The organism is Armatimonadota bacterium (assembly GCA_016869025.1).
GTDB lineage: Bacteria > Sysuimicrobiota > Sysuimicrobiia > Sysuimicrobiales > Humicultoraceae > VGFA01.
Genome location: VGFA01000002.1, coordinates 43,929 through 63,071, shown reverse-complemented (window position 1 = coordinate 63,071; position 19,143 = coordinate 43,929). Strand labels below are relative to the sequence as shown.

Genomic DNA, 19,143 nt, shown 5'->3' with positions numbered 1-19,143 from the left:
GCTCCCGCCACTACAATGGAGCGCAGCGGGGAGTGGCGCAGCTTGGTTAGCGCGCAGCGTTCGGGACGCTGAGGCCGGGGGTTCAAATCCCCCCTCCCCGACCAGACAACCTAGGAACGTGGATGCGCGGGGCGGCGCACGAGCGCTGCCCCGTCGCGTTGACGGTGCCGCGGGCAGGCGGATCGGACCGAAGGAGAACGGTGTGACGTCGCGAACGATAGGTGTATTGGCCGGCCCGGGCGTCCGACGTTCTCGTGGCGAGCGGAGGTGGAACATCAAGCGGATGCCCTGCGGGGGCGACGCCGTGCGCGTGGGGGTGTTCTCCGATTCTTACCTCCCGCGGATCAGCGGTGTCGTGCGCTCCATCGAGGCCCTGGTGACGGAGCTCCGGCGCCAGGGACATCAGGCCTCGATCTTCGCGCCCGCGTATCCGGGCTACAGGGACGCCGACCCCGACGTGGTTCGGTTTCCTTCGGTTCGCGCGCCCGGGATCCCTGACTTCCCGCTGGCCATCCCGGTGGCCCGGCGCTTCACGGCCGGTCTGCGCGCACGGCGTCTCTCCGTGATCCACACCCACTCGCCGTTCCTCATGGGGACCGCCGCCCTGTTCGCGGCCCGCCGCCTTGGGTTGCCGCTGGTCTTCACGCATCACACGATGTACTCGGAGTACGTGCACTACGTCCCGATCGTGTCCCAACGGTTCTCCCGTGAGGTGGTCACGCGGTACACGATAAGATACTGCAACCGCTGCTCGCTAGTTGTCGCGCCCTCCCATGCGGTGCGGAACTGGCTGTTGGCGCGCGGGGTATCCGCTCGGGTCGAGGTACTCGCGACCGCGGGGTTCGACCTGGACCGGTTCGATCGCCTAAACCCTCTCTGGGTCAGGCCCCGGCTCGGGATCCCTGCGGGCGTGCCCCTGGTCATCACGGTCGGTCGCCTGGCGCGAGAGAAGCGCTTCGACGTGCTGCTGGCGGCCTTTGCCATGGCCGCCCAGGGGACGCCGGCCCGCCTGCTGGTGGTGGGCGGCGGACCTGAGGCCGCTGCCCTCCGGCGCGCCGCCGCGGACCGAGGCATAGCCGGGCAGGTGATCTTCACCGGCCCGCTTGATCACGACCGGGTCCTCGACTGCTACGCGGCCGCTGACCTGTTTGCTTTCTCGTCGCCCACGGAGACGCAGGGGCTCGTCGTGGTGGAGGCGATGGCGGCCGGCCTGCCGGTCGCCGCGGTGGGCGCAGGAGGGGTGTCCGAGGTCGTCAGCGACGGGCTGACCGGACTCCTGACCGGCCTGGACGCCGAGGCGCTGGGTGTGGCGATTCACCGGCTCCTGGGCGACGATGCGTTGCGGAGCCGCCTTGCCGCCGCCGGTCGGGTCGCGGCCCGGGCCTACGCCATTGAAACGCTTACCGAGAGGTTGGTTGGGTTGTATCGTCAGGCTGCAATGGTTACACCTGTCGTCGCAGCACCCGATTAGATTCTCGCCGCCCCTGGCGGCGGTCGGACAACGGGCGGGCCGCGCAGGCGGTCCGAGTCGAGGAGGAGACGGAGCGTGCAGCTTCGGAGGCTGGAGCTCGTAGGATTCAAGACGTTCGTGGACCGCACGGAACTCGAGTTCCATCCCGGAATCACAGCGATAGTGGGTCCCAACGGTAGCGGCAAGAGCAACATCATGGACAGCATCCGTTGGGCCCTGGGCGAGACCAACGCCCGGCTGCTGCGGGGCGCCCGGATGGAGGATATCATCTTTGCCGGTACCGCTTCTCGCCGGCCCCACAGCCTGGCCAAAGTCTCGCTCACCCTGGAAAACGGCGCCGGCGATCTTCCTCTGGAGTTCAACGAGGTTACCGTGTCGCGCACCGTGACGCGGGGAGGCGAAGGAGAGTACGCCATCAACGGTGTGGACTGCCGCCTGCGCGACATCCAGATGCTGTTCCTGGGTACCGGACTAGGTGGTCGTTCATACGCGCTGATCGGACAGGGCGAGGTGGACGCGGTCCTGCGCGCCACACCACTCGAGCGCCGGCAGTGGCTGGAGGAGGCCGCAGGCCTGGCAAGGCAGAAGCGGCAGCGCACCGAGGCCGAGCGCCGGCTGGGCCACGTCCAGGCCCACCTTGACCGTGCCGGCGATCTGCTTTCCGAGCTGGAGGCGCAGCAGCTGGTGCTGGCGGCGCAGGCCGAGGCCGCGGCTCAATACCGCAGTCACAGCGAGGAGCTGCGCGATCTGGAGCTGGCGCTGTACGCGGACGAGGCGCGCCGCCTGGTTGGGACCGCGCGCCGATTGGCCTCCCAGCAAGTCGCTGAAAGGGAACAGGCCGCAGCCGCGGCTGCGAGGGCGGACGCCGCGGCGGCCGCCTTGGCAGAGGTCGAGGCGCAGGTTGCCTCCCTGACCGCCCAGTGGGAGGAGGGCCAACAGGCGCTCCTTGGCCGGGCCGAGGAGCTCGCGGTCCGTGCGGCCGAGGTTCAGCAGGCGGAGCGGCGGCTCGATGCCCTGCGCGCGCAACACCAGCACCTGAAGGACGAGGCCGGCCGCCTGTTGGAGGAGCAGGCCCGCGTGGCGGCAGACGCAGAGGTGCTGCGCCAGGATGCCTCGGCGGTGGAGGACCAGCGTGAGGTGCAGCAGCGCGAGATGGCGGCCGCGGTCGCCGGTCTCTCTGAGGCCGAGGCCGCGGCAGACGAGGTGGAGGCGTGGTTGTCCCTTGCCCGCCCAGAAGCAGCGGGCGTCGCGCGGACCCTGGCACAGGCGCGCAGCGATCTGGCCGCGCTCTCCGCGCGCGCCGAGGTGCTGGGCCAGTCGGCCGCTGCCGCCGAGAAGAGGGTCGAAGACCTTCGCGAGGCCGCGGCGCGGATTACGAATGCCCTCGAATCTGCGCGCGAGGCCTGCGGTGAGGCGCGAGCGACGCTCGAACACGCGGAGGATGCCCTGGCATCCGCAACGCGGACGGCGGATGAGGGCCGTCGCTGCCTGGATGCTTCCGCGGAACGGCTGCGCGCCGCTGAAATGGAAGAGCACGGGCTCCAATCCCGCCTGGCCTCCATGGAAGAGGCACACGCCCAGTTCGCGGGCTTCGAGGAGGGCGCACGCGGTGTGCTGCTGGCTGCCCGCGCCGATCCCGCCCGGTTCCCGGGGCTGCGGGGCGCGGTGGCCGACCTGATAGAGGTGCCGGGTGAATACCAGCCCGCCGTTGCCGCGGCACTGGGAAGGAGGCTCCACTGCCTGGTCGTGGACAGCAGGGCAGCGATCCCGGTGATCTGCGGCTTTCTTGAGGCAGAGGGGAATGGAGGAGCCGCCATCCTGGCCCTGGACTCGGTCCGCGCCAGTCGGCCTCTGGCACCCGTCATGGATGGCAGCGCCCATGTACGCGCGGCCGAGGTGGTGATCTCCGACGCGTCCATCAGTACTGCTGTGGATGCCCTGTTGGGCGACGTGGCGATCGTAGCCGATCTGGACTGCGCCTGGGGGCTGTTCGGATCCGGCTTCTCTGGCCGGGTCGTCACCCTTGACGGCACGCTCCTCTCCCCTGACGGCGTGCTGTCGCTGCGCGGGCGGCGCGGTCGTGACGTCATGCCGTTGGGACGCAACCAGGCGCTCGCCGCGTTGCGGGCAGACGCGGCAAGGGCTTCATCTCGCCGGGAGATGGCCCAGAAGCAGTATCTGACCGCCGCCGAGCAGGCGGCGGCCGCCGAGACCGCGCTCTCCTCGCATAGGACCGCCCGCGGTGCAGCGGCCACGGCCCTGACGGAGCGCGCTCAGCGTCTGGCACAACTGGAAGCCGAGGCCGCGCGTTTGGCCGGGGACGAGGCCGCGCTGGCCGCGGAGGCGGCGTCGCGCGGCCTGGAGCTTCACGGCAGGCGTGCCGAGGTGGACCGCCTCGCAGGCGACGTGCGGCGGCTTGAGGACGAGACCGGGTATCTGGAGACCCGCCTGGCAGAACTCCAACAGGAGGCAAGGCGGCTGGGTGGTGCGCGGGAAGCATCGGCGCAGGCGGTGGCCGCGTGCCAGGTCGCCATGGCGCAGGTTGACGGAAACCTGGAGGCCCTGCGCGGGCGGCTGCGAGACCGTACCGCCGTGGTGGATGAGATTGAGGCACGCCGGGCGGGACTGGCCCGGGACGCGGAGCGCATCTCCGCAGACCTGGGTGCCGCAGAGGAACACCTGCGTGAGGCGGCTGCTGCTCACGATGCGGTCCTCGCCGGACAGGCCGCAGGGAAGGCCAGGCTGGAGCGCCTGGCCGCCGAGAGGGCAGGGCTGCGCGACTGCCTTCAGGCCAAAGGAGCGGAACTCCACGCCGCTATCGAGGCAGCCCGGGCCTCGGAGGCGGCGCTGCATCGCGCCGAGCTCCGCTGCGCGCAGGCGGACGCCGAACTGGCCGCGGCCGCTTCTCGCCTCGACGAGCAATACGGCATCACTCTTGAAGAGGCGGCTTCCCGCCGCCTCGAGGCGTCTCGCGATGAGGCACGGCGGCGGCTGGACGAACTGCGGACCGCGCTGCGCGAACTGGGGCCCGTGAACCTGCGCGCGATCGAGGAGCACGCCACCCTGACGGTGCGCCTGGAGGCACTACGCGGCCGCACCCAGGATGTCCGCGCCGCCGCGGACGCGCTGAGGCACTCGATCGCCGTGATAAACGCCGCGCTGCGCGTGCGGTTCGATCAGGCCTTCGTGGAGGTTGACCGGGAGTTCGGCCGGCTCTTCCAGCAGCTGTTCGACGGAGGACAGGGTTCACTGGAGCTGGTGGAGGACGAGCTGGGCGCGGAGCCAGGGCTGGAGGTGATCGCCCAGCTTCCAGGCAAGAAGCGCCGATCCCTGGTCGCGCTCTCCGGAGGGGAGCGGGTGCTCGTGGCCCTGGCCCTGATCTTCGCGCTTCTGCGGGTGCACCCCAGCCCCTTCTGTATCTTCGACGAGGTGGAAGCCGCCCTCGACGACGAGAACACGCGGCGCTTCACCGGCCTTCTGCGGGACCTGGCCCGGCAGACCCAGGTGCTCATCATCACCCACAACAAGGGCACCATGGCCGCGGCCGACGTGCTCTACGGCGTGACGATGCAGGAGCTGGGCACCTCGTCGCTGGTCTCGTTGCGGCTGGTGCCGTCCCAGAACGGGGGGGAGCCCGAGCCGCGCGAGGACCTCGGCGCGCGAGAGCCCTTGCGGCAGCGTGAGGCGGTCGCCCTTCCGGGCGAGTAGGCGGCCGTGTCGTCCGAGACCCCTGGCTGGATTGCCCGGCTGCGCACCTCGCTTGGGCGCACGCGCGAGGCGATCTCCTCGCGTCTCGATGCCCTCCTGCTGGCACCCCTTGACGACGCGTTCTTCGCCGGCCTGGAGGAGGTGCTCATTCAGGCTGACGTGGGCGCTGCTCTGAGTGCCGAGGTCGTGGAGCGGCTGCGCCGCGAACCTGGGGCCCGCACCGCCGAGGCGGTCCGCGCCGCGCTTGGAACGGTTCTGCGCGACCTGCTGGGCACGCCTGGTTCGTTGCGCCTCGATCCGCCTCCGGCTGTGGTGTTGGTTCTGGGCGTGAACGGTTCGGGCAAGACCACGACGATCGGCAAGCTTGCCTTCAGGATGCGCCAGGAAGACCGCCGCGTCATGATGGCGGCGGCAGACACCTTCCGTGCCGCGGCCATCGAGCAGCTCGAACTGTGGGGCGAGAGGGTGGGTGTTCCGGTCATCCGGCATAAGGCAGGAGCAGACCCGGCCGCCGTGGTCTTCGATGCCGCCCAGGCAGCGATGGCGAGGAGTGCGGATGTGCTCATCGTGGACACCGCCGGCCGGCTGCACACCAAGGTCAACCTCATGGAGGAGCTCAAGAAGATGGACCGGGTGGTGGCACGCGCGCTGCCCGGATCGCCGGTCGAGCGCCTGCTGGTTCTGGACGCCGGCACGGGCCAGAACGGCCTGGCCCAGGCGCGCCGCTTCCACGAGGCGGTGGGCCTGACCGGTGTCGTTCTCGCCAAGCTCGACGGGACCGCGAAGGGCGGGATCGCCGTGGCCGTCACCCGGGACCTGGGCGTCCCGATCGCCTTCGTCGGCACCGGGGAGGGTCTGGAGGATCTCGTGCCGTTCGATCCCGCCGCCTTTGTTGACGCGCTCCTGGCAGCGTAGGTCCCTCCACGCGCAGGCCCCTCAGTCCTTGACGGCGCGCCCGCCCCTGCGCTATCGTAGGTGGGCTGTCAAGGGGTTTGCCTTGACAGGTGGAGCCACATGGAGCGCGCACTCGCCGACCGCGACCGGGCCAACCGGATGTTCGACGCATACGGGGCGCTGCTGACCGCGCAGCAGCAGCACCTCCTGCGCCGCTACTACCAGGACGACCTCTCGCTAGGCGAGATCGCCGCGGAGATGAGCGTGACGCGGCAGGCAATCCACGACGGCCTGCGCAGGGCGCTGGTGGCGATGGAACGGTTGGAAGGGGCTCTGGGGCTCGCGGCGCGGCAGGATCACTACTCCACGAGCGTGCCGCGTTCGGTGCCGAGGACGCGGGAGCAGAGGGTGGAACTGCGCGGCCGGGCCTGGGTCTTCCGGTCGGTTTCAGGTGTCTTCGCGCACCGCCGCTTCGACGCCGGGACACGCCTGCTGATAGAGGCAATGGAGGTCCGCCGCGGTGATCGCATCCTGGACCTGGGATGCGGCTACGGGGCGATCGGTCTGGTGGCGGCCGCGCTTGCAACGCGCGGCCGCGCGTGGCTGGTGGATCTCAACAGGCGCGCCGCGCGGCTGGCACACGCCAACGCCGCGGCGCACGGGCTGACCAACGTCTGCGTGCTGGTAGGCGACGGCGCCGCCCCGTTCAGGGACGGTTCCGTTGACCTGGTGCTCACCAATCCGCCCATACGGGCCGGGCGCCGGGTCGTGACCCAGTTCATTGAAGGGGCGTGGCGGGTGCTGAGGCCTGGTGGCCGGCTCTACATGGTCGTGCGCACAGCACAGGGAGCCAAGACGCTGGCAAGTCTTGTGGCCGGGCGGTTCGGCGAGGCACGCCAGGTGCGGGCGGCCGAGGGATATCGCGTCTACGAGGCCCGGCGCGAGCACGATGCGAACGAGAAGGTAACCGTCGGTGTTTGAGGCGCTGCAGTCAAGATTGGGGGAGATCGTCCGCAAGATCGCCGGCCGCGGGGTGTTGAACCTCCAGGACGTTGACGCGGCATTACGGGAGGTGCGGATGGCCCTGCTTGAGGCCGACGTGAACTTCCGCGTCGCCCGTGACTTCGTCGAGGCGATCCGCGCGGCGGCGGTTGGGCAGGAGGTGTGGAAGCACCTGAGCCCTGGCCAGCAGGTGGTCAAGATCGTGCACCAGGAGCTGATCCGTCTCCTGGGAGGAGGGGCGCGCGATCTGCGCCTGGCATCAGCGCCTCCCACGATCATCCTGCTGATCGGTCTACACGGCGTGGGTAAGACCACGACCGCCGGCAAGCTGGCCGGCTACCTGCGGCGCCGGGGCCGCGCACCCCTCCTGGTGGCCACGGACCTGAAGCGGCCTGCCGCGATCCGGCAGCTCGAGGTGGTGGGAGACCAGGTGGAAGTACCCGTGTTTGCCCATCACGGGGAAAAGGACCCTGTGAGCGTGGCACGTGCCGCGGTGGAGGCGGCCGTTGCCGGTGGACACGACGTGGTCATCGTGGACTCGGCGGGCCGGCTGCACGTGGACGACGAGCTGATGGCCGAGCTCGCCGCGATGCACTCGGCGCTGGCGCCGCACGAGACGTTGCTGGTGCTGGACGCGATGGCCGGGCAGGACGCGGTGCGCATGGCCGAGCAGTTCGGCGCGCGCATACCGCTGGACGGCGTGGTGCTCACGAAACTCGATGGCGATGCCCGCGGGGGAGCGGCGCTTTCGGTCGTGGCCACGGTCGGCAGGCCGATCCTGTTCGTGGGGGTGGGAGAGCGGCCCGATGCGCTGGAGCGGTTTCACCCCGACCGCATGGCCTCCCGCATCCTTGGGATGGGCGATGTCCTTACGCTGATCGAGCGGGTGGAGGCGACCGTCTCGGCCGAGGCAGCCGCCGAGCTTGAGCGAAAGCTGCGGCGGCATCAGTTCACCTTCGCCGACTTCCTGGAGCAACTGCGCCAGGTTCGCCAGATGGGGCCGCTCGACCAACTGCTCGAGATGATTCCGGGCTTCGCCCGTATCCGTGAGGCCGGCGCGTCCGTGGACGAAGGGCAGCTGCGTCGGGTCGAGGCCATGATCCAGTCCATGACGCCGCAGGAGCGCGACACACCGGCGGTCATTGACGGCAGCCGCCGCCGCCGCATCGCGCGGGGGAGCGGCGTATCCGTGCAGGAAGTAAACCGGTTGTTGAAGCAGTTCGAGCAAGTGCGCCGGCTCGTGCGGCACGCGGACGAGCACGGCCGGGACAGCAGGAGGCGTCCATTCCTCCCCAGGGGAGGGCCGGTGGACTAGCATGGAACGCATACTCAAGGAGGCAGACCGATGGCCGTGAAGATCCGACTCATGCGAATAGGCGCCAAGCACCAACCGTCGTACCGCGTGGTGGTGGCCGACTCAAAGGCCCCGAGGGGCGGCAGGTACCTGGAGGCGCTCGGGCACTACAACCCCAGGACCGAGCCCTCGACGATACAGATTGACGAGACGAAGGCGCGCTCGTGGCTCGACCGGGGCGCCCGGCCCTCGGGGGCGGCCCGCGTGCTGCTGGTGAAGACCGGCATCCTCCCTCGCTGGGAGGCCGGTCGCTCCGGCGGCGCGTAGGGAGAGGTCTGAAACGCCATGCCAGGAGCTGATCTGCGGGCGTTGGTCGAGTATCTGGTCCGGGGGTTGGTGGACGACCCCGGGGCGGTCGGTGTGCGGGCAACGGAGCGTGACCGCCTTGTGATCATAGAGATCCGAGTGGCCGTAGGAGATCTGGGCAAGGTGATCGGCCGCCGCGGGCGCATCGTGGGCGCGATTCGCACCCTGGCCCGGGCCGCAGCCCTGCCCGATGGCCGGCGCGTGATGGTGGAGATCGTGCAGAATCGCAACACGGGATGATGGAGGCCGGCATGGGGATAACCGTGGTTCGACCGGTAGTCGTAAGGGCCATAGTCACAGAGATCTTCAAGAAGCAGTACCTGAGCGAGCTCGAGGATACCGTGCGGCGCCTCGACGCCGTGATCACGCAGATTGACACCCAGATCCGCCGCTCCGAGCTGGAGCGGCAGGTCTCCCCGCAGTCGCGGGCGATCCGCCAGCAGCTCGAGGTGGAGCGGTCCAGACAGGAAGCCGCCCGCATGGAACTGGCAGCGCGCATAAAGGAGGCCGAGGCGCTCGAGCTCCAATCCGAGTTCTCCCAGGGCACTCTGGAGAGCATGATTGATCTCAACGTCGGCGACAACTTCTTCACGCGACTGGCGCGAGCCGAGGTCGTCATCAAGGATGGGATCGTCATCGAGATCCGCGAGGGCTAGCCGCGGGCTGCCGGATCCTGGCGACCTCGTCACGGTGGGACGCGTGGTGAGGCCGCACGGGCTGCGCGGCGAGGTGAGCGTGCGCCTGGAGACGGATTTCCCGGAGCGGTTTGAGCGCCTTGGAGATGTCTACCTGGTTCAGTCCGGCCGGGTGGAGGCAGCGAGGATAACCGGCAGACGGCCACACAAGGAAGGCCTGCTGCTTACGATCCACGGGATCGGCGACCTGGAGGCAGCCGAGGGACTGCGCGGCGCGGAGATCGCGGTCTCCCGCGACGCCGCCGTACCTCTGGAGGAAGGCGCCTTCTACGTGTTCGAGGTTCTCGGTTTGCGCGTGCGGACCGAGGAGGGGCGGCTGCTGGGCACCGTTGCAGAGGTAATGCGGGCGCCGGCCAACGATGTCTACGTTGTCCGGGGTGACGCGGGAGAGATCCTGCTGCCGGCCACGCGGGAGGTAGTGCGTCGGATTGATCCGGCCTCGGGCGAAATGGTCGTTGCCCTCCTGCCGGGCATGGAGGAGCCGGACCGTGCGCATTGACATCGTGACGATCTTTCCAGAGGCCCTGGCTCCGCTGGAGGTCTCGATCCTCGGCCGCGCCCGCGCGCGGGGGCTGGTGGAGATCTCGGTAGTGGACCTGCGCGACTTCACGTCCGACCGCCACCGGCAGGTGGACGACGTGGCGTACGGAGGCGGTCCGGGCATGGTCATGAAGCCCGAGCCGTTCTTCGCGGCGGTTGAGGCGCTGACACCGCCCGGGGGTCCGCGCCCGCGCGTCCTGCTGACTTCCCCGCAGGGCCGCCGGTTCGATCAGCGTGTTGCTGAGGAACTCTCCCGCGAGCCGCACCTGATCGTGCTCTGCGGCAGGTACGAGGGAGTGGACGAACGGGTGGTGGAGGGCCTCGGCGCCGAGGAGCTCTCGATAGGCGACTACGTGCTGACCGGCGGCGAGATCGCCGCGATGGTCGTGGTGGATGCCACGGTGCGGTTGATCCCCGGCGTTGTGGGCGACGCCGCATCGGTCGTGGCGGAGTCGTTCGCCGGCGGGCTGCTCGATCACCCACACTACACGCGTCCGGCCGATTTCCGCGGGCTTCGCGTGCCCGAGGTGCTGCTGAGCGGGCACCACGAGGAGATCCGGCGGTGGCGCCGCCGCGAGCAACTGCGGCGCACCCTGGCCCGGCGGCCGGACCTGCTTTGCCGGGACACCCTGGGCGAAGAGGACCTCGCGCTGCTGCGCGACGATGACGCCTAGGGCGCTCTGTGCTACAATCAGCAGTCGTGACTGCGGCGCCGCAGGATGCGTCGGCCGACAGGGAGGCGAAAGTAATGGACAAGCTCAAGATGGTGGAGGCCGGTCAGGTCAAGAAGAAGGTCGCGGCCTTCACCCCCGGCGATACCGTTCGGGTCCACATCCGCGTCACCGAGGGCGGGCGCGAGCGCGTGCAGGCGTTCGAGGGCACCGTGATCTCGCGACGGGGCGCGGGCTCTAACGAGTCGTTCACCGTGCGGCGCATCAGTCACGGGATCGGCGTGGAGCGCGTTTTCCCGCTGCACTCGCCGCGGGTCGAGAAGATTGACGTGGTCCGCCGCGGCAAGGTGCGGCGCGCCAAGCTGTACTTCCTCAGAGGAAAGGTCGGCAAGGAGACGCGCATCAAGGAACGGCGCTAGCCCCGGTCCCAGCAACATGAGCCGCGACTTTCTGGCCCTCGCCGAGCGCATCCCGTTTGGCATACCCACGCTGATCCTTGCCCTGGCGCTGGGGCTGTTCGTGCTGCGCCAGATCGTCCGCCGCGTCTACCGAATCCCGCCGGCGGTGCGCCTCTCCATAGTGGAGACGCTGGACGCCACGATCTTCGCGGCGCTGATCAGTCTGGTCATCATCGTCTTCGTGGTCCAGGCCTTCTTCATCCCCTCGGGCTCCATGGAGCCCACGCTGCGCATCGGCGACCGCATCCTGGTTGGCAAGTTCGCCTACCGGCTGACGGAGATCCGGCGCGGGGACACGATCGTGTTCCGGTATCCGCTGAATCCAAACAAGGATTTCGTCAAACGTGTCGTGGGCCTGCCCGGGGAGCGCATAGAACTGAAGGAGGGGCTGGTGCTGATTGACGGCCGCCCGCTGGGGGAGCTATACCCGACCGCGCTGCCCGGGGGCGACAGGGCCTGCTCCAGCAACTACGGTCCCGAGGTTGTGCCACCCGATAAGGTGTTCGTGTTGGGCGACAACCGATGCAATAGCGAGGACAGCCGTTTCTTCGGGTTCGTGCCGGTCAAGAACGTGGTGGGACGGGCGATGGTTGTCTACTGGCCGCTCGAAAGGATAGGTCTTGTGCGGTGACCAGGCCCGCAGCGCTCTTCACAAAAGAGCGCGAGGCCTGGGCGCAGGGTATCTCGCCGGTGGCCGGTCTGGACGAGGCGGGCCGCGGGCCGCTCGCAGGACCAGTGGTTGCGGCCGCGGTCATCTTCCCCTGCGAACGCCCGATTCCCAACCTGCGTGACTCCAAGCAGCTGACGCCACGGATGCGTGAAGTCGTATTCGACGCGATACGGGCCTCGGATGCACTGATTGGGGTCGGCATCGCCGATGTAGTAGAGATTGACCGGCTGAACATCCTGGGCGCGACGAAACTGGCATGGGGCCGGGCGGTCGCGGCGCTCGGGCAGGTACCGGCGCTGGTCCTGGTGGATGGGAACGTGCGCGCCCCTGTCTCCGTGCCCCAGGTGACGCTGGTCAGAGGTGACCAGCGCTGCGCCTCGATCGCCGCCGCCTCGGTGGTCGCCAAGGTGACGCGGGACCGCCTGATGGTTGCCCTCGATCTCTACGAGCCGCGCTACGGGTTTGCCAGGCACAAGGGCTACGCCACCCCGCAGCACCTGGCAGCGTTACGCCGGTGGGGACCCACCCCGGCGCACCGCCGGGCCTTCCTGCCCCCCGGCATTCCTTCCCTGCCTGGCCGATAATAACTGCAGTATGGCGCCTCCACGTTCCTACACCCTTGGCGCAGCCGGGGAGGCCGCGGCTGCCGCCTGGCTAGCACAGCAGGGATACCAACTGCTGGCCCGCAATGCGCGCACCCGCCACGGCGAGATAGACCTGGTTGCGCGCTCCGGGAGCGTTGTGGTCTTCGTTGAGGTGAAGAGCCGCACCGGCGCCGGGTTCGGACACCCCGGCGAGGCCGTCGCCACTGCCAAGCAGCGCCGCCTGGCGAGGCTCGCGTCGGCGTACCTGCTGACCCACGGGCTGGAAGGGTGCGCGACACGGTTTGACGTGATCGCCGTCCATGCCACGCCCAATGGAGGGGTTGTGCAGATCGAGCACATACCCGACGCGTTTCAGGTGATGTTGGAATGAATCGAACGCCAGCGGCCTGGTTGAAACGCAGGCTCCCAGGAGGTTAGCCGGTGTCTCGGAGACAGGCGTTCGTGATGGCACTTCTGGCACTGGCCGCGACCGCGGGCGCCCTGGCCGGACCGGCCGCGCTCGACGTTTGGGCGCAGCCGGGAGCCTGGACCAAGGTTCCCGCAATTGTCCTGGTGGCCCCGGAGCAGGATCCGAGACTGCAGGTCGCAAGAGAGGCGGTCGATTTCTGGAACCGCACATTTGCTGAAATCGGCACGCCGTTCCGGCTCGGACCCGTGGTGGAATCTAGGGAAACAGTACCGGTGTCATTCTCCGCCAGATCATCGTCTCCGGAGAAGGTGTTGATAGGTATCAGGAGCCACCGCCTACATCCGATGACGCTGCCCAACGTCTACCGCAACGTGGTTGCCCACGAGCTGGGGCACGCCATCGGACTCGGTCACAACTCTTCCCGCTGACGGAGCAAGAGAGGGCGCAGCTTCTGCGCATGTATCCGGCGACTTGGAGGAGCCGTTGACGCTCAGCGAGCCTCGGCGATCTACCTAGCGGGAGCCGAGGCGGGTTGCGCCGAGATGTGACCTAGGAGCCGCTCGGCGGCGTCTGTGCCCTGGCGGATGCAGTCAGGGATGCCGGTGCCCCCATAGCCGGCGCCCGCGAGGGCCAGGTTGGGATAGGCCCGCAGCTCCGTGCCAATCGCCTCGAGCCGATCGAGGTGCCCGCTGAGGTACTGGGGCATGGAGTTCGGCCAGCGTGCTACCGTAGTGAAGACCGGGTCGGCGTCCAGGCACAGCGTAGTGCGAAGGTCGCGACGCACGAGCGATACCAGCCGGTCATCGTTCTCCTGGAGGATGGCCTCACGGCCGGCGGCGCCGAGGTAGCACCGCAGCAGCACCAGGTCGGGCGGCGCCCGGCGCGGCCACTTGGACGACACCCAGGTGCAGGCGGTTATCTCCATGGGCTCGTCGCGGGCGACCACGAAGCCGTGGCCCACGAGCGGATGGCCGACCTCCTGGCGTCGAAAGGCCAGCGTTACGGCTGCGGTGGACACGTACGGGATTCCCTCCAGCAGGGAGGCCACCCGGGGCGCCACAGGCGCAAGCAGGGCGGCGCTGGCGAAGGCAGGCACCGTCAGCACCACCCCGTCGGCGATGATGGTTCCGCCGTCGTCGAGGTGGAGCGCGTAGGATGTGCGCCCATGCTCGACCACCGGTGCCAGGCGCACCACGGACCTTCCGGTCACGAAACGCGTGTTGTCGCTACCCCGTGGACCGCCCAGCGCGGCCACCAGTGCCTCGACGAGCTCGCCGACACCGCCTGTCAGGCTCAGGAACATCGGGCTGGGACTGCCGGAAGCGGCTGCCGCCATCTGCTTCCTCCGAGCCATCGCAGCCAGTACCAGGCTGCGGTGGCTGGCCTCCCACTCGAGGAGTTGCGGGAACGTTGCCCGCAGGCTCAGCGCATACACGTCGCCAGCATAGATACCTGCCAGCATCGGGCCGGCCAGGCGGGCCACCACCGCGTCGCCCAGCCTGCGCCGGATGAAGGCGCCCATGGTCTCGTCCGTGGCCTCGTGCCTCCGGGGTAGCACCAGGTCGAATCCGACCCGCAGCTTCTCCAGGGGTGACAGCAGGCGCGTGCGCACCAGCGGAGCGATGCGCGACGGCACGCCCAGGGCCAGGCCCTCTGGGAACGGGTGCAGCTTCCCGCGGAAGGCGACATAGACCGGCTGGCCCGGTAGCGTGCCGATCAGGCGATCGCCCAGTCCCAGCGCACGGCAGAGGTTGGCCGCCCAGGGCTTGGTGGCGAGGAACGAGTCCGGCCCGGCCTCGACCAGGCACCCGTTGATCCGCTCGGTGAGCAGCTTGCCGCCCAGACGTGACTCCTGCTCAACGAGCGTGCACCTGACCCCCAGGTCGCGCGCCCTGCGGTCGAGCGCCAGCGCATGGGTCGCGGCAAGGCCGGTGATTCCGCCCCCCACGATCGCGACGTGCGCGCTCACGGGACCGGTTGCTCCATCGTCAAAGAGGCAGCGGCTTCTCCCACCAGGTCGGCCAGCGCCTCGGTCAGGAGCGGGCTATCGTTGAGCGATGCCGCGCGCACCAGACGCAGGCCCGCGGACGCGGCCAGTGCCTGGCACTCGATGTCAATGTCGTAGAGAACCTCCAGGTGGTCGGAGACGAAGCCCACCGGGCAGACCACCACTGCCTGCGCCCTGCTGTTGCCGAGCCCACGTAGCACCTCGCGTACCTCCGGCCCCAGCCACCGGCCTGCGGTGCGGCCGGCGCTCTGGTAAGCCAGGATCCACTCCCGGGTGCCGGATCGGTCGGCGACTCCCTGGCAGGTGCGGCGCAGTTCTCCGGAATACGCGTCCCACTCGGCGAGGGCCTGCTCGGGCAGGCTGTGGGCCGTGAAGACCACGGGAGCACCTCTGCGCATCTCCGCCGGAAGGGTTGCCAGCGCGTCCCCCAGGCGGCCCGCCACAGCGTCCAGGAAGCGCGGATGCTCGCCCCACCTCTCCACGTACCGTAGCGACAACGCAGGCATCCCCTCGAGTGCGGCCTCCGCCGCCGCGATGTATGCGCCGGCGCCGACCCGCGAGTAGTGCGGCGCCAGTGCCAGTCCCACGCCGGCTGTGATCCCATCGGCTGCCATGGCGGCAACGGCCTCAGCGATAGACGGTGGGGAGTGCCGCATGCCGGCATAGACGCGGAACCGTCCGGGCGCGTCGCGGTCGAGGCAGGCCTGCAACGCCGCGGCCTGACGCCGCGTGATCTCCGGCAGCGGAGAACGCCCGCCGATCGCGCGGTAGCGCTCACCCAGCTCGCGCAGCATCTCGGGCGACGGTGGCCTGCCTCCCCGGACCCTTGTGTAGAACTCCTCCAGGGCCTCGGGGCCGGACGGGCTGCCGTAGGCCATCAGCAGAACTCCTGTCATGGGTGCCCTGGTGCCACCTGGGTGTGCTCGTGGACCAGGTCTACGAGTCGCCGGAGGTGATCCGGCGGCGTCTGCGGTAGTACGCCGTGTCCCAGGTTGAAAATGTGGCCGGGTCGCCCGGCCGATTGGGCCAGGATCTCACGCGCGGCCTCGACCGCTACCTCGAAAGGCGCCAGGAGCGATGCCGGATCCAGGTTTCCCTGGATTCCGGCATCGCCGATCCGAGCCCAGGCGTCGGACAGGCCGATGCGCCAGTCCACGCCGATGACGTCGCCCCCGGCCCGCGCCATCAGGGGCAGCAGGCCCGCGGTGCCGGTGCCGAAGTGGATCACGGGGACGTTCAGAGCGGTCAGCGCTCCGAACAGCCGCTGCACGTGTGGCATGACCGCGGCCTCGTAGTCGCGCGGCGCCAGCGCGCCCACCCACGAGTCGAAGAGCTGCACGGCCTGTGCGCCTGCGGCCACCTGTGCCTGCAGGTACGCGATCGTCGCGTCGGTCAGGCGGTGCATGAGCCGGTGCCAGAGCGCGGGCGCGCCGTGTAGCATCCCCTTGGTCTGCGGCAGGTCTCGCGTGCCGCGGCCCTCGATCAGGTAGCTGGCCACGGTGAACGGCGCGCCGGCGAATCCGATCAGCGGGACGCGGACTTCCCCTCGTATCAGGCGGATTGCCTCCAGCACGAATGGCAGGTCGCGTTCCGGTTCAAGGGGGCGCAGCGCGTCCACCTGTGCGCCCGTGCGGATCGGCGTCCCGATGACCGGTCCGGTGCCCTCCACGATGTCGAAAGGCACGCCCAGGCCGACCAGGGGAAGCATGATGTCCGCGAACAGGATCGCCGCGTCCACGCCCAACTGCTCCACCGGCAACAGCGTTACCTGGGCGCACAGCTCCGGCGTGCCGCACAACTCGAGCATGGAGTGGCGCGTCCGCAGCGCACGGTATTCCTTCTGGTAGCGACCCGCCTGGCGCATGAACCACACCGGGGTGCAATCGGTGGGCTCGCGGCGGCAGGCGCGCAGGAACCGATCGATCATGCAGGTTCGTAAGGACACAAAGGGTCTTCGCCCAGGAAGTCACCGGTATGCGCGAAGGCCCGCGCCCTGGACCCCCCGCAGATGGCCCTGAACTCGCAGCGGCCGCACCGGCCGCGCAGCCGCGAGGTGTCGCGCAGCGCGGTGAAGAGGGGGCTCGCGCGGTAGAGCTCCACCAGGGAGGCGGCCCTCACGTTCCCGGCGGCCAGCGGGAGGAATCCCGAGGGCGTCACGTCGCCGGTCCTGGAGATGAACAGAATACCGTTGCCGTCGCGAATGCCAAATCCCCGGCCGATGCTGCTGCCGCGCACACCGGCGCCGTCCAGCCCGGCGGCGTGCATACCCGCCAGCGCCACGCGCCGGAACTGAGGCGCCTCCGTGGTCTTGATCGCAAATGGGGCCTGCCCGCTCAGCCCGTAGAGCCATTCCATCAGCCGCTCCGCTTCCGCTGGCGTCACCTCGCGCAGCGCGGTCCCGCGCCCCACGGAGATCAGGAAGAAGAGACTCCACCGCTCGACACGCATCAAGGCCAGCAGGTCGCAGATCGCCGGCAGATCGCCCGCGGTCTCCTCGGTTACCAGGGTGTTTACTTGGAGAGGGATCTCTGCCTCGGCCACCCACCCCGCTGCCCGCATGGTCATCTCGAAGCAACCCGGCACGCCTCGAAAGGCGTCGTGCCGATCAGGGGTGGAGCCGTCGAGGCTCAACGACATGCTCTGGACGCCACAGGCGCGCAGCCGTCGGACTGCACCTTGGGTCAGGCGGGTCGTGCCGCTGGGCGCCAGCGAGACGCCGATTCCCATCCCCCCGGCTTCCTCGATCAGTTCGTACAGGTCATCACGCTTGAGAGGATCGCCGCCGGTGAACACCATGTGCGGCAGCGGATTGCCGAAGGCCAGCACCTGACGCAGCAGCGCCCCGGCCTCATCCGTGCTCAACTCGTCCGGGTCGCGATCCACCACCGCTTCGGCCCGGCAGTGGCGACATGCCAGGTCGCAGGCCCTGGTCAGTTCCCAATAGATGAGCATGGGCGCCCGGGTATACTCGTATCCGGATTGCGCCGCCCGCACCGCCTCGTACGACGGCTCAGTTGTGCCGGGCCGGACGCGGGGGGGCGGCATCACGCGGCTGCCTCCGCGAACGCGGCCCGCGCCGCCGCGACGGTGCGCGCGATGTCTGGCTCGGTGTGCGCCGCCGACACGAACCAGGCCTCGAACTGGGAGGGTGGGAGCAGCACGCCGCGCGAAAGCATCCCCCGGAAGAACCGCGCGAACCGGCTGGCATCCGCTGTCAAGGCGGCCGTGTAGTCGCGGGGCGGCGTCTCGGTGAAGAACACCGTCAGCATCGAGCCAGCGCGCGTGACCGATGCCAGGACCCCGGCCTCGGTCGCCGCCGCGGAAAGACCCTGGGCAAGATGGGCGGTCAGGGCGTCGAGCCCTTCGTAGAACGCAGGGTCCACAAGACGCCTGAGCGTCGCGACCCCGGCCGCCATCGCCAGGGGACTGCCGGAGAGGGTTCCTGCCTGATACACAGGGCCGAGCGGCGCGACGGTTTCCATGACCTCCCACCGCCCGCCGTAGGCGCCGACAGGCAGCCCCCCGCCGATGATCTTGCCCAGGCAGGTCAGGTCGGGGGCGACGCGGTACCGCGCCTGCGCGCCTCCCAATCCGAGCCGGAAGCCGGTGATGACCTCATCGAAGATCAGCAGCGCGCCCTCCTGGGAGGTGATGGCGCGCAGGCCCTCCAGGAACCCTTCCACCGGCGGCACGACGCCCATGTTGGCTGCCACGGGCTCGACGATGACCGCGGCGATCGCCCCTGGGTTGGCGGAGAATAGGGCCCGCACCGCGTCCAGGTCGTTGTACCGGGCCACGAGCGTGTCGGCGACCGCGGCCTGGGGCACGCCGGCGCTGCTGGGGAGCCCGAAGGTGGCTACCCCGGAACCCGCCTGGGCGAGCAGGGGGTCGGCGTGGCCGTGGTAGCAGCCGGCGAACTTGACGATCTTGTCCCTTCCGGTGAAACCGCGGGCTGCGCGGATCGCGCTCATCGAGGCCTCGGTGCCGGAGCTGACGAAGCGCATTCTTCCGATGGTCGGCACCGCGGCACGGACCAGACGGGCCAGCTCGACCTCGCCGGGAGTGGGCATGCCGTAGCTGGTCCCCTCCGCGGCCCTCTGCTGGATGGCCGCAACAACGTCCGGGTCGGCGTGTCCCAGGATCAACGCCCCCCAGGAGCCGACGTAGTCCAGGAACTCGCGGCCGTCGAGGTCGGTCAGGCGTGCGCCGCGCGCGGAGCTCACCACGAGCGGTTCGCCACCGACCGCCCTGAACGCCCGCACCGGGCTGTTCACGCCTCCAGGGAAGTGACCCTCGGACTCCTTGAAGAGGGCCGCGGCTCGCGGACCCGCGGCCATGAAATCGTCCATCCT

The 19,143-nt window shown here is 69.5% G+C and carries 20 protein-coding genes and 1 tRNA gene; 16 read left to right on the top strand and 5 right to left on the bottom strand.

Annotation, left to right across the window (positions count from 1 at the left end):
* Positions 1 to 26 precede the first annotated feature (26 nt).
* From FJX73_01620 to FJX73_01545, 16 genes are all read left to right on the top strand, one after another.
* Positions 27 to 104 (top strand) — tRNA-Pro (locus FJX73_01620).
* A 98-nt stretch (positions 105 to 202) separates the two neighbouring features.
* A complete protein-coding gene (locus FJX73_01615) occupies positions 203 to 1,471 on the top strand; it encodes a glycosyltransferase family 4 protein (protein MBM3469482.1) in 1,269 nt (422 codons plus the stop codon).
* Positions 1,472 to 5,179 (top strand): chromosome segregation protein SMC, encoded by a 3,708-nt coding sequence (smc, locus tag FJX73_01610; protein ID MBM3469481.1) that lies wholly within the window; start codon positions 1,472 to 1,474, stop codon positions 5,177 to 5,179.
* A gap of 6 nt (positions 5,180 to 5,185) precedes the next feature.
* Positions 5,186 to 6,094 carry a signal recognition particle-docking protein FtsY gene (ftsY, locus tag FJX73_01605; GenBank protein MBM3469480.1) on the top strand — a complete coding sequence of 303 codons (909 nt, stop codon included), beginning with the start codon at positions 5,186 to 5,188 and terminating at the stop codon, positions 6,092 to 6,094.
* 99 nt (positions 6,095 to 6,193) lie between these two features.
* Positions 6,194 to 7,054: a methyltransferase gene (locus FJX73_01600; protein ID MBM3469479.1), complete on the top strand. Its 861-nt coding sequence runs from the start codon at positions 6,194 to 6,196 to the stop codon at positions 7,052 to 7,054.
* A complete protein-coding gene (locus tag FJX73_01595) occupies positions 7,047 to 8,390 on the top strand; it encodes a signal recognition particle protein (GenBank protein ID MBM3469478.1) in 1,344 nt (447 codons plus the stop codon). The genes FJX73_01600 and FJX73_01595 overlap by 8 nt, the downstream gene beginning before the upstream one ends.
* A gap of 30 nt (positions 8,391 to 8,420) precedes the next feature.
* On the top strand, positions 8,421 to 8,696 hold the full coding sequence (rpsP, locus tag FJX73_01590) for a 30S ribosomal protein S16 (protein MBM3469477.1): 276 nt from the start codon (positions 8,421 to 8,423) through the stop codon (positions 8,694 to 8,696).
* A gap of 18 nt (positions 8,697 to 8,714) precedes the next feature.
* Complete coding sequence (locus FJX73_01585) at positions 8,715 to 8,975, top strand: KH domain-containing protein (GenBank protein MBM3469476.1); 261 nt, start codon at positions 8,715 to 8,717, stop codon at positions 8,973 to 8,975.
* Complete coding sequence (locus FJX73_01580; GenBank protein MBM3469475.1) at positions 8,972 to 9,391, top strand: hypothetical protein; 420 nt, start codon at positions 8,972 to 8,974, stop codon at positions 9,389 to 9,391. Before FJX73_01585 ends, FJX73_01580 begins: the two co-directional genes overlap by 4 nt.
* Positions 9,360 to 9,929, top strand: a complete 570-nt coding sequence (gene rimM, locus FJX73_01575; protein ID MBM3469474.1) for a 16S rRNA processing protein RimM — start codon at positions 9,360 to 9,362, stop codon at positions 9,927 to 9,929. The genes FJX73_01580 and rimM overlap by 32 nt, the downstream gene beginning before the upstream one ends.
* Positions 9,919 to 10,644, top strand: a complete 726-nt coding sequence (gene trmD / locus FJX73_01570) for a tRNA (guanosine(37)-N1)-methyltransferase TrmD (protein ID MBM3469473.1) — start codon at positions 9,919 to 9,921, stop codon at positions 10,642 to 10,644. Before rimM ends, trmD begins: the two co-directional genes overlap by 11 nt.
* Positions 10,645 to 10,718: 74 nt before the next feature.
* Complete coding sequence (locus tag FJX73_01565; protein ID MBM3469472.1) at positions 10,719 to 11,060, top strand: 50S ribosomal protein L19; 342 nt, start codon at positions 10,719 to 10,721, stop codon at positions 11,058 to 11,060.
* 157 nt (positions 11,061 to 11,217) lie between these two features.
* Positions 11,218 to 11,730 (top strand): signal peptidase I, encoded by a 513-nt coding sequence (lepB, locus tag FJX73_01560; GenBank protein MBM3469471.1) that lies wholly within the window; start codon positions 11,218 to 11,220, stop codon positions 11,728 to 11,730.
* Complete coding sequence (locus FJX73_01555) at positions 11,727 to 12,353, top strand: ribonuclease HII (protein MBM3469470.1); 627 nt, start codon at positions 11,727 to 11,729, stop codon at positions 12,351 to 12,353. Before lepB ends, FJX73_01555 begins: the two co-directional genes overlap by 4 nt.
* Positions 12,354 to 12,363: 10 nt before the next feature.
* On the top strand, positions 12,364 to 12,744 hold the full coding sequence (locus tag FJX73_01550) for a YraN family protein (GenBank protein ID MBM3469469.1): 381 nt from the start codon (positions 12,364 to 12,366) through the stop codon (positions 12,742 to 12,744).
* A gap of 50 nt (positions 12,745 to 12,794) precedes the next feature.
* Positions 12,795 to 13,211 (top strand): hypothetical protein, encoded by a 417-nt coding sequence (locus FJX73_01545; GenBank protein MBM3469468.1) that lies wholly within the window; start codon positions 12,795 to 12,797, stop codon positions 13,209 to 13,211.
* Positions 13,212 to 13,291: 80 nt separating this feature from the next.
* Here FJX73_01545 and hemG read toward each other — a convergent pair whose 3' ends face one another.
* Genes hemG through hemL form a run of 5 tightly spaced genes read right to left on the bottom strand, consistent with a single transcriptional unit; the run spans position 13,292 to position 19,140 of the window.
* Entirely contained in the window at positions 13,292 to 14,752 is a 1,461-nt protein-coding gene (gene hemG, locus FJX73_01540; GenBank protein ID MBM3469467.1) for a protoporphyrinogen oxidase, read from the bottom strand.
* Complete coding sequence (locus tag FJX73_01535; protein MBM3469466.1) at positions 14,749 to 15,687, bottom strand: ferrochelatase; 939 nt, start codon at positions 15,685 to 15,687, stop codon at positions 14,749 to 14,751. Before FJX73_01535 ends, hemG begins: the two co-directional genes overlap by 4 nt.
* Positions 15,684 to 16,718: a uroporphyrinogen decarboxylase gene (gene hemE / locus FJX73_01530; protein ID MBM3469465.1), complete on the bottom strand. Its 1,035-nt coding sequence runs from the start codon at positions 16,716 to 16,718 to the stop codon at positions 15,684 to 15,686. The genes FJX73_01535 and hemE overlap by 4 nt, the downstream gene beginning before the upstream one ends.
* Positions 16,715 to 17,836 (bottom strand): TIGR04053 family radical SAM/SPASM domain-containing protein, encoded by a 1,122-nt coding sequence (locus tag FJX73_01525; GenBank protein ID MBM3469464.1) that lies wholly within the window; start codon positions 17,834 to 17,836, stop codon positions 16,715 to 16,717. The genes hemE and FJX73_01525 overlap by 4 nt, the downstream gene beginning before the upstream one ends.
* The gene (gene hemL / locus FJX73_01520) at positions 17,836 to 19,140 is read right to left on the bottom strand and encodes a glutamate-1-semialdehyde-2,1-aminomutase (GenBank protein MBM3469463.1); all 1,305 of its coding nucleotides are present in this window, start codon (positions 19,138 to 19,140) and stop codon (positions 17,836 to 17,838) included. Before hemL ends, FJX73_01525 begins: the two co-directional genes overlap by 1 nt.
* Between the last annotated feature and the right edge of the window lie 3 nt (positions 19,141 to 19,143).

Bases quoted from the DNA above. Each gene is read 5' to 3' on its own strand.
- FJX73_01600 (MBM3469479.1), top strand. From the start codon at position 6,194: ATGGAGCGCGCACTCGCCGACCGCGACCGGGCCAACCGGATGTTCGAC.
- rpsP (MBM3469477.1), top strand. From the start codon at position 8,421: ATGGCCGTGAAGATCCGACTCATGCGAATAGGCGCCAAGCACCAACCG.
- FJX73_01585 (MBM3469476.1), top strand. From the start codon at position 8,715: ATGCCAGGAGCTGATCTGCGGGCGTTGGTCGAGTATCTGGTCCGGGGG.
- FJX73_01580 (MBM3469475.1), top strand. From the start codon at position 8,972: ATGATGGAGGCCGGCATGGGGATAACCGTGGTTCGACCGGTAGTCGTA.
- rimM (MBM3469474.1), top strand. From the start codon at position 9,360: ATGGGATCGTCATCGAGATCCGCGAGGGCTAGCCGCGGGCTGCCGGAT.
- FJX73_01565 (MBM3469472.1), top strand. From the start codon at position 10,719: ATGGACAAGCTCAAGATGGTGGAGGCCGGTCAGGTCAAGAAGAAGGTC.
- FJX73_01550 (MBM3469469.1), top strand. From the start codon at position 12,364: ATGGCGCCTCCACGTTCCTACACCCTTGGCGCAGCCGGGGAGGCCGCG.
- FJX73_01535 (MBM3469466.1), bottom strand. From the start codon at position 15,687: ATGACAGGAGTTCTGCTGATGGCCTACGGCAGCCCGTCCGGCCCCGAG.
- hemE (MBM3469465.1), bottom strand. From the start codon at position 16,718: ATGATCGATCGGTTCCTGCGCGCCTGCCGCCGCGAGCCCACCGATTGC.
- FJX73_01525 (MBM3469464.1), bottom strand. From the start codon at position 17,836: ATGCCGCCCCCCCGCGTCCGGCCCGGCACAACTGAGCCGTCGTACGAG.
- hemL (MBM3469463.1), bottom strand. From the start codon at position 19,140: ATGGACGATTTCATGGCCGCGGGTCCGCGAGCCGCGGCCCTCTTCAAG.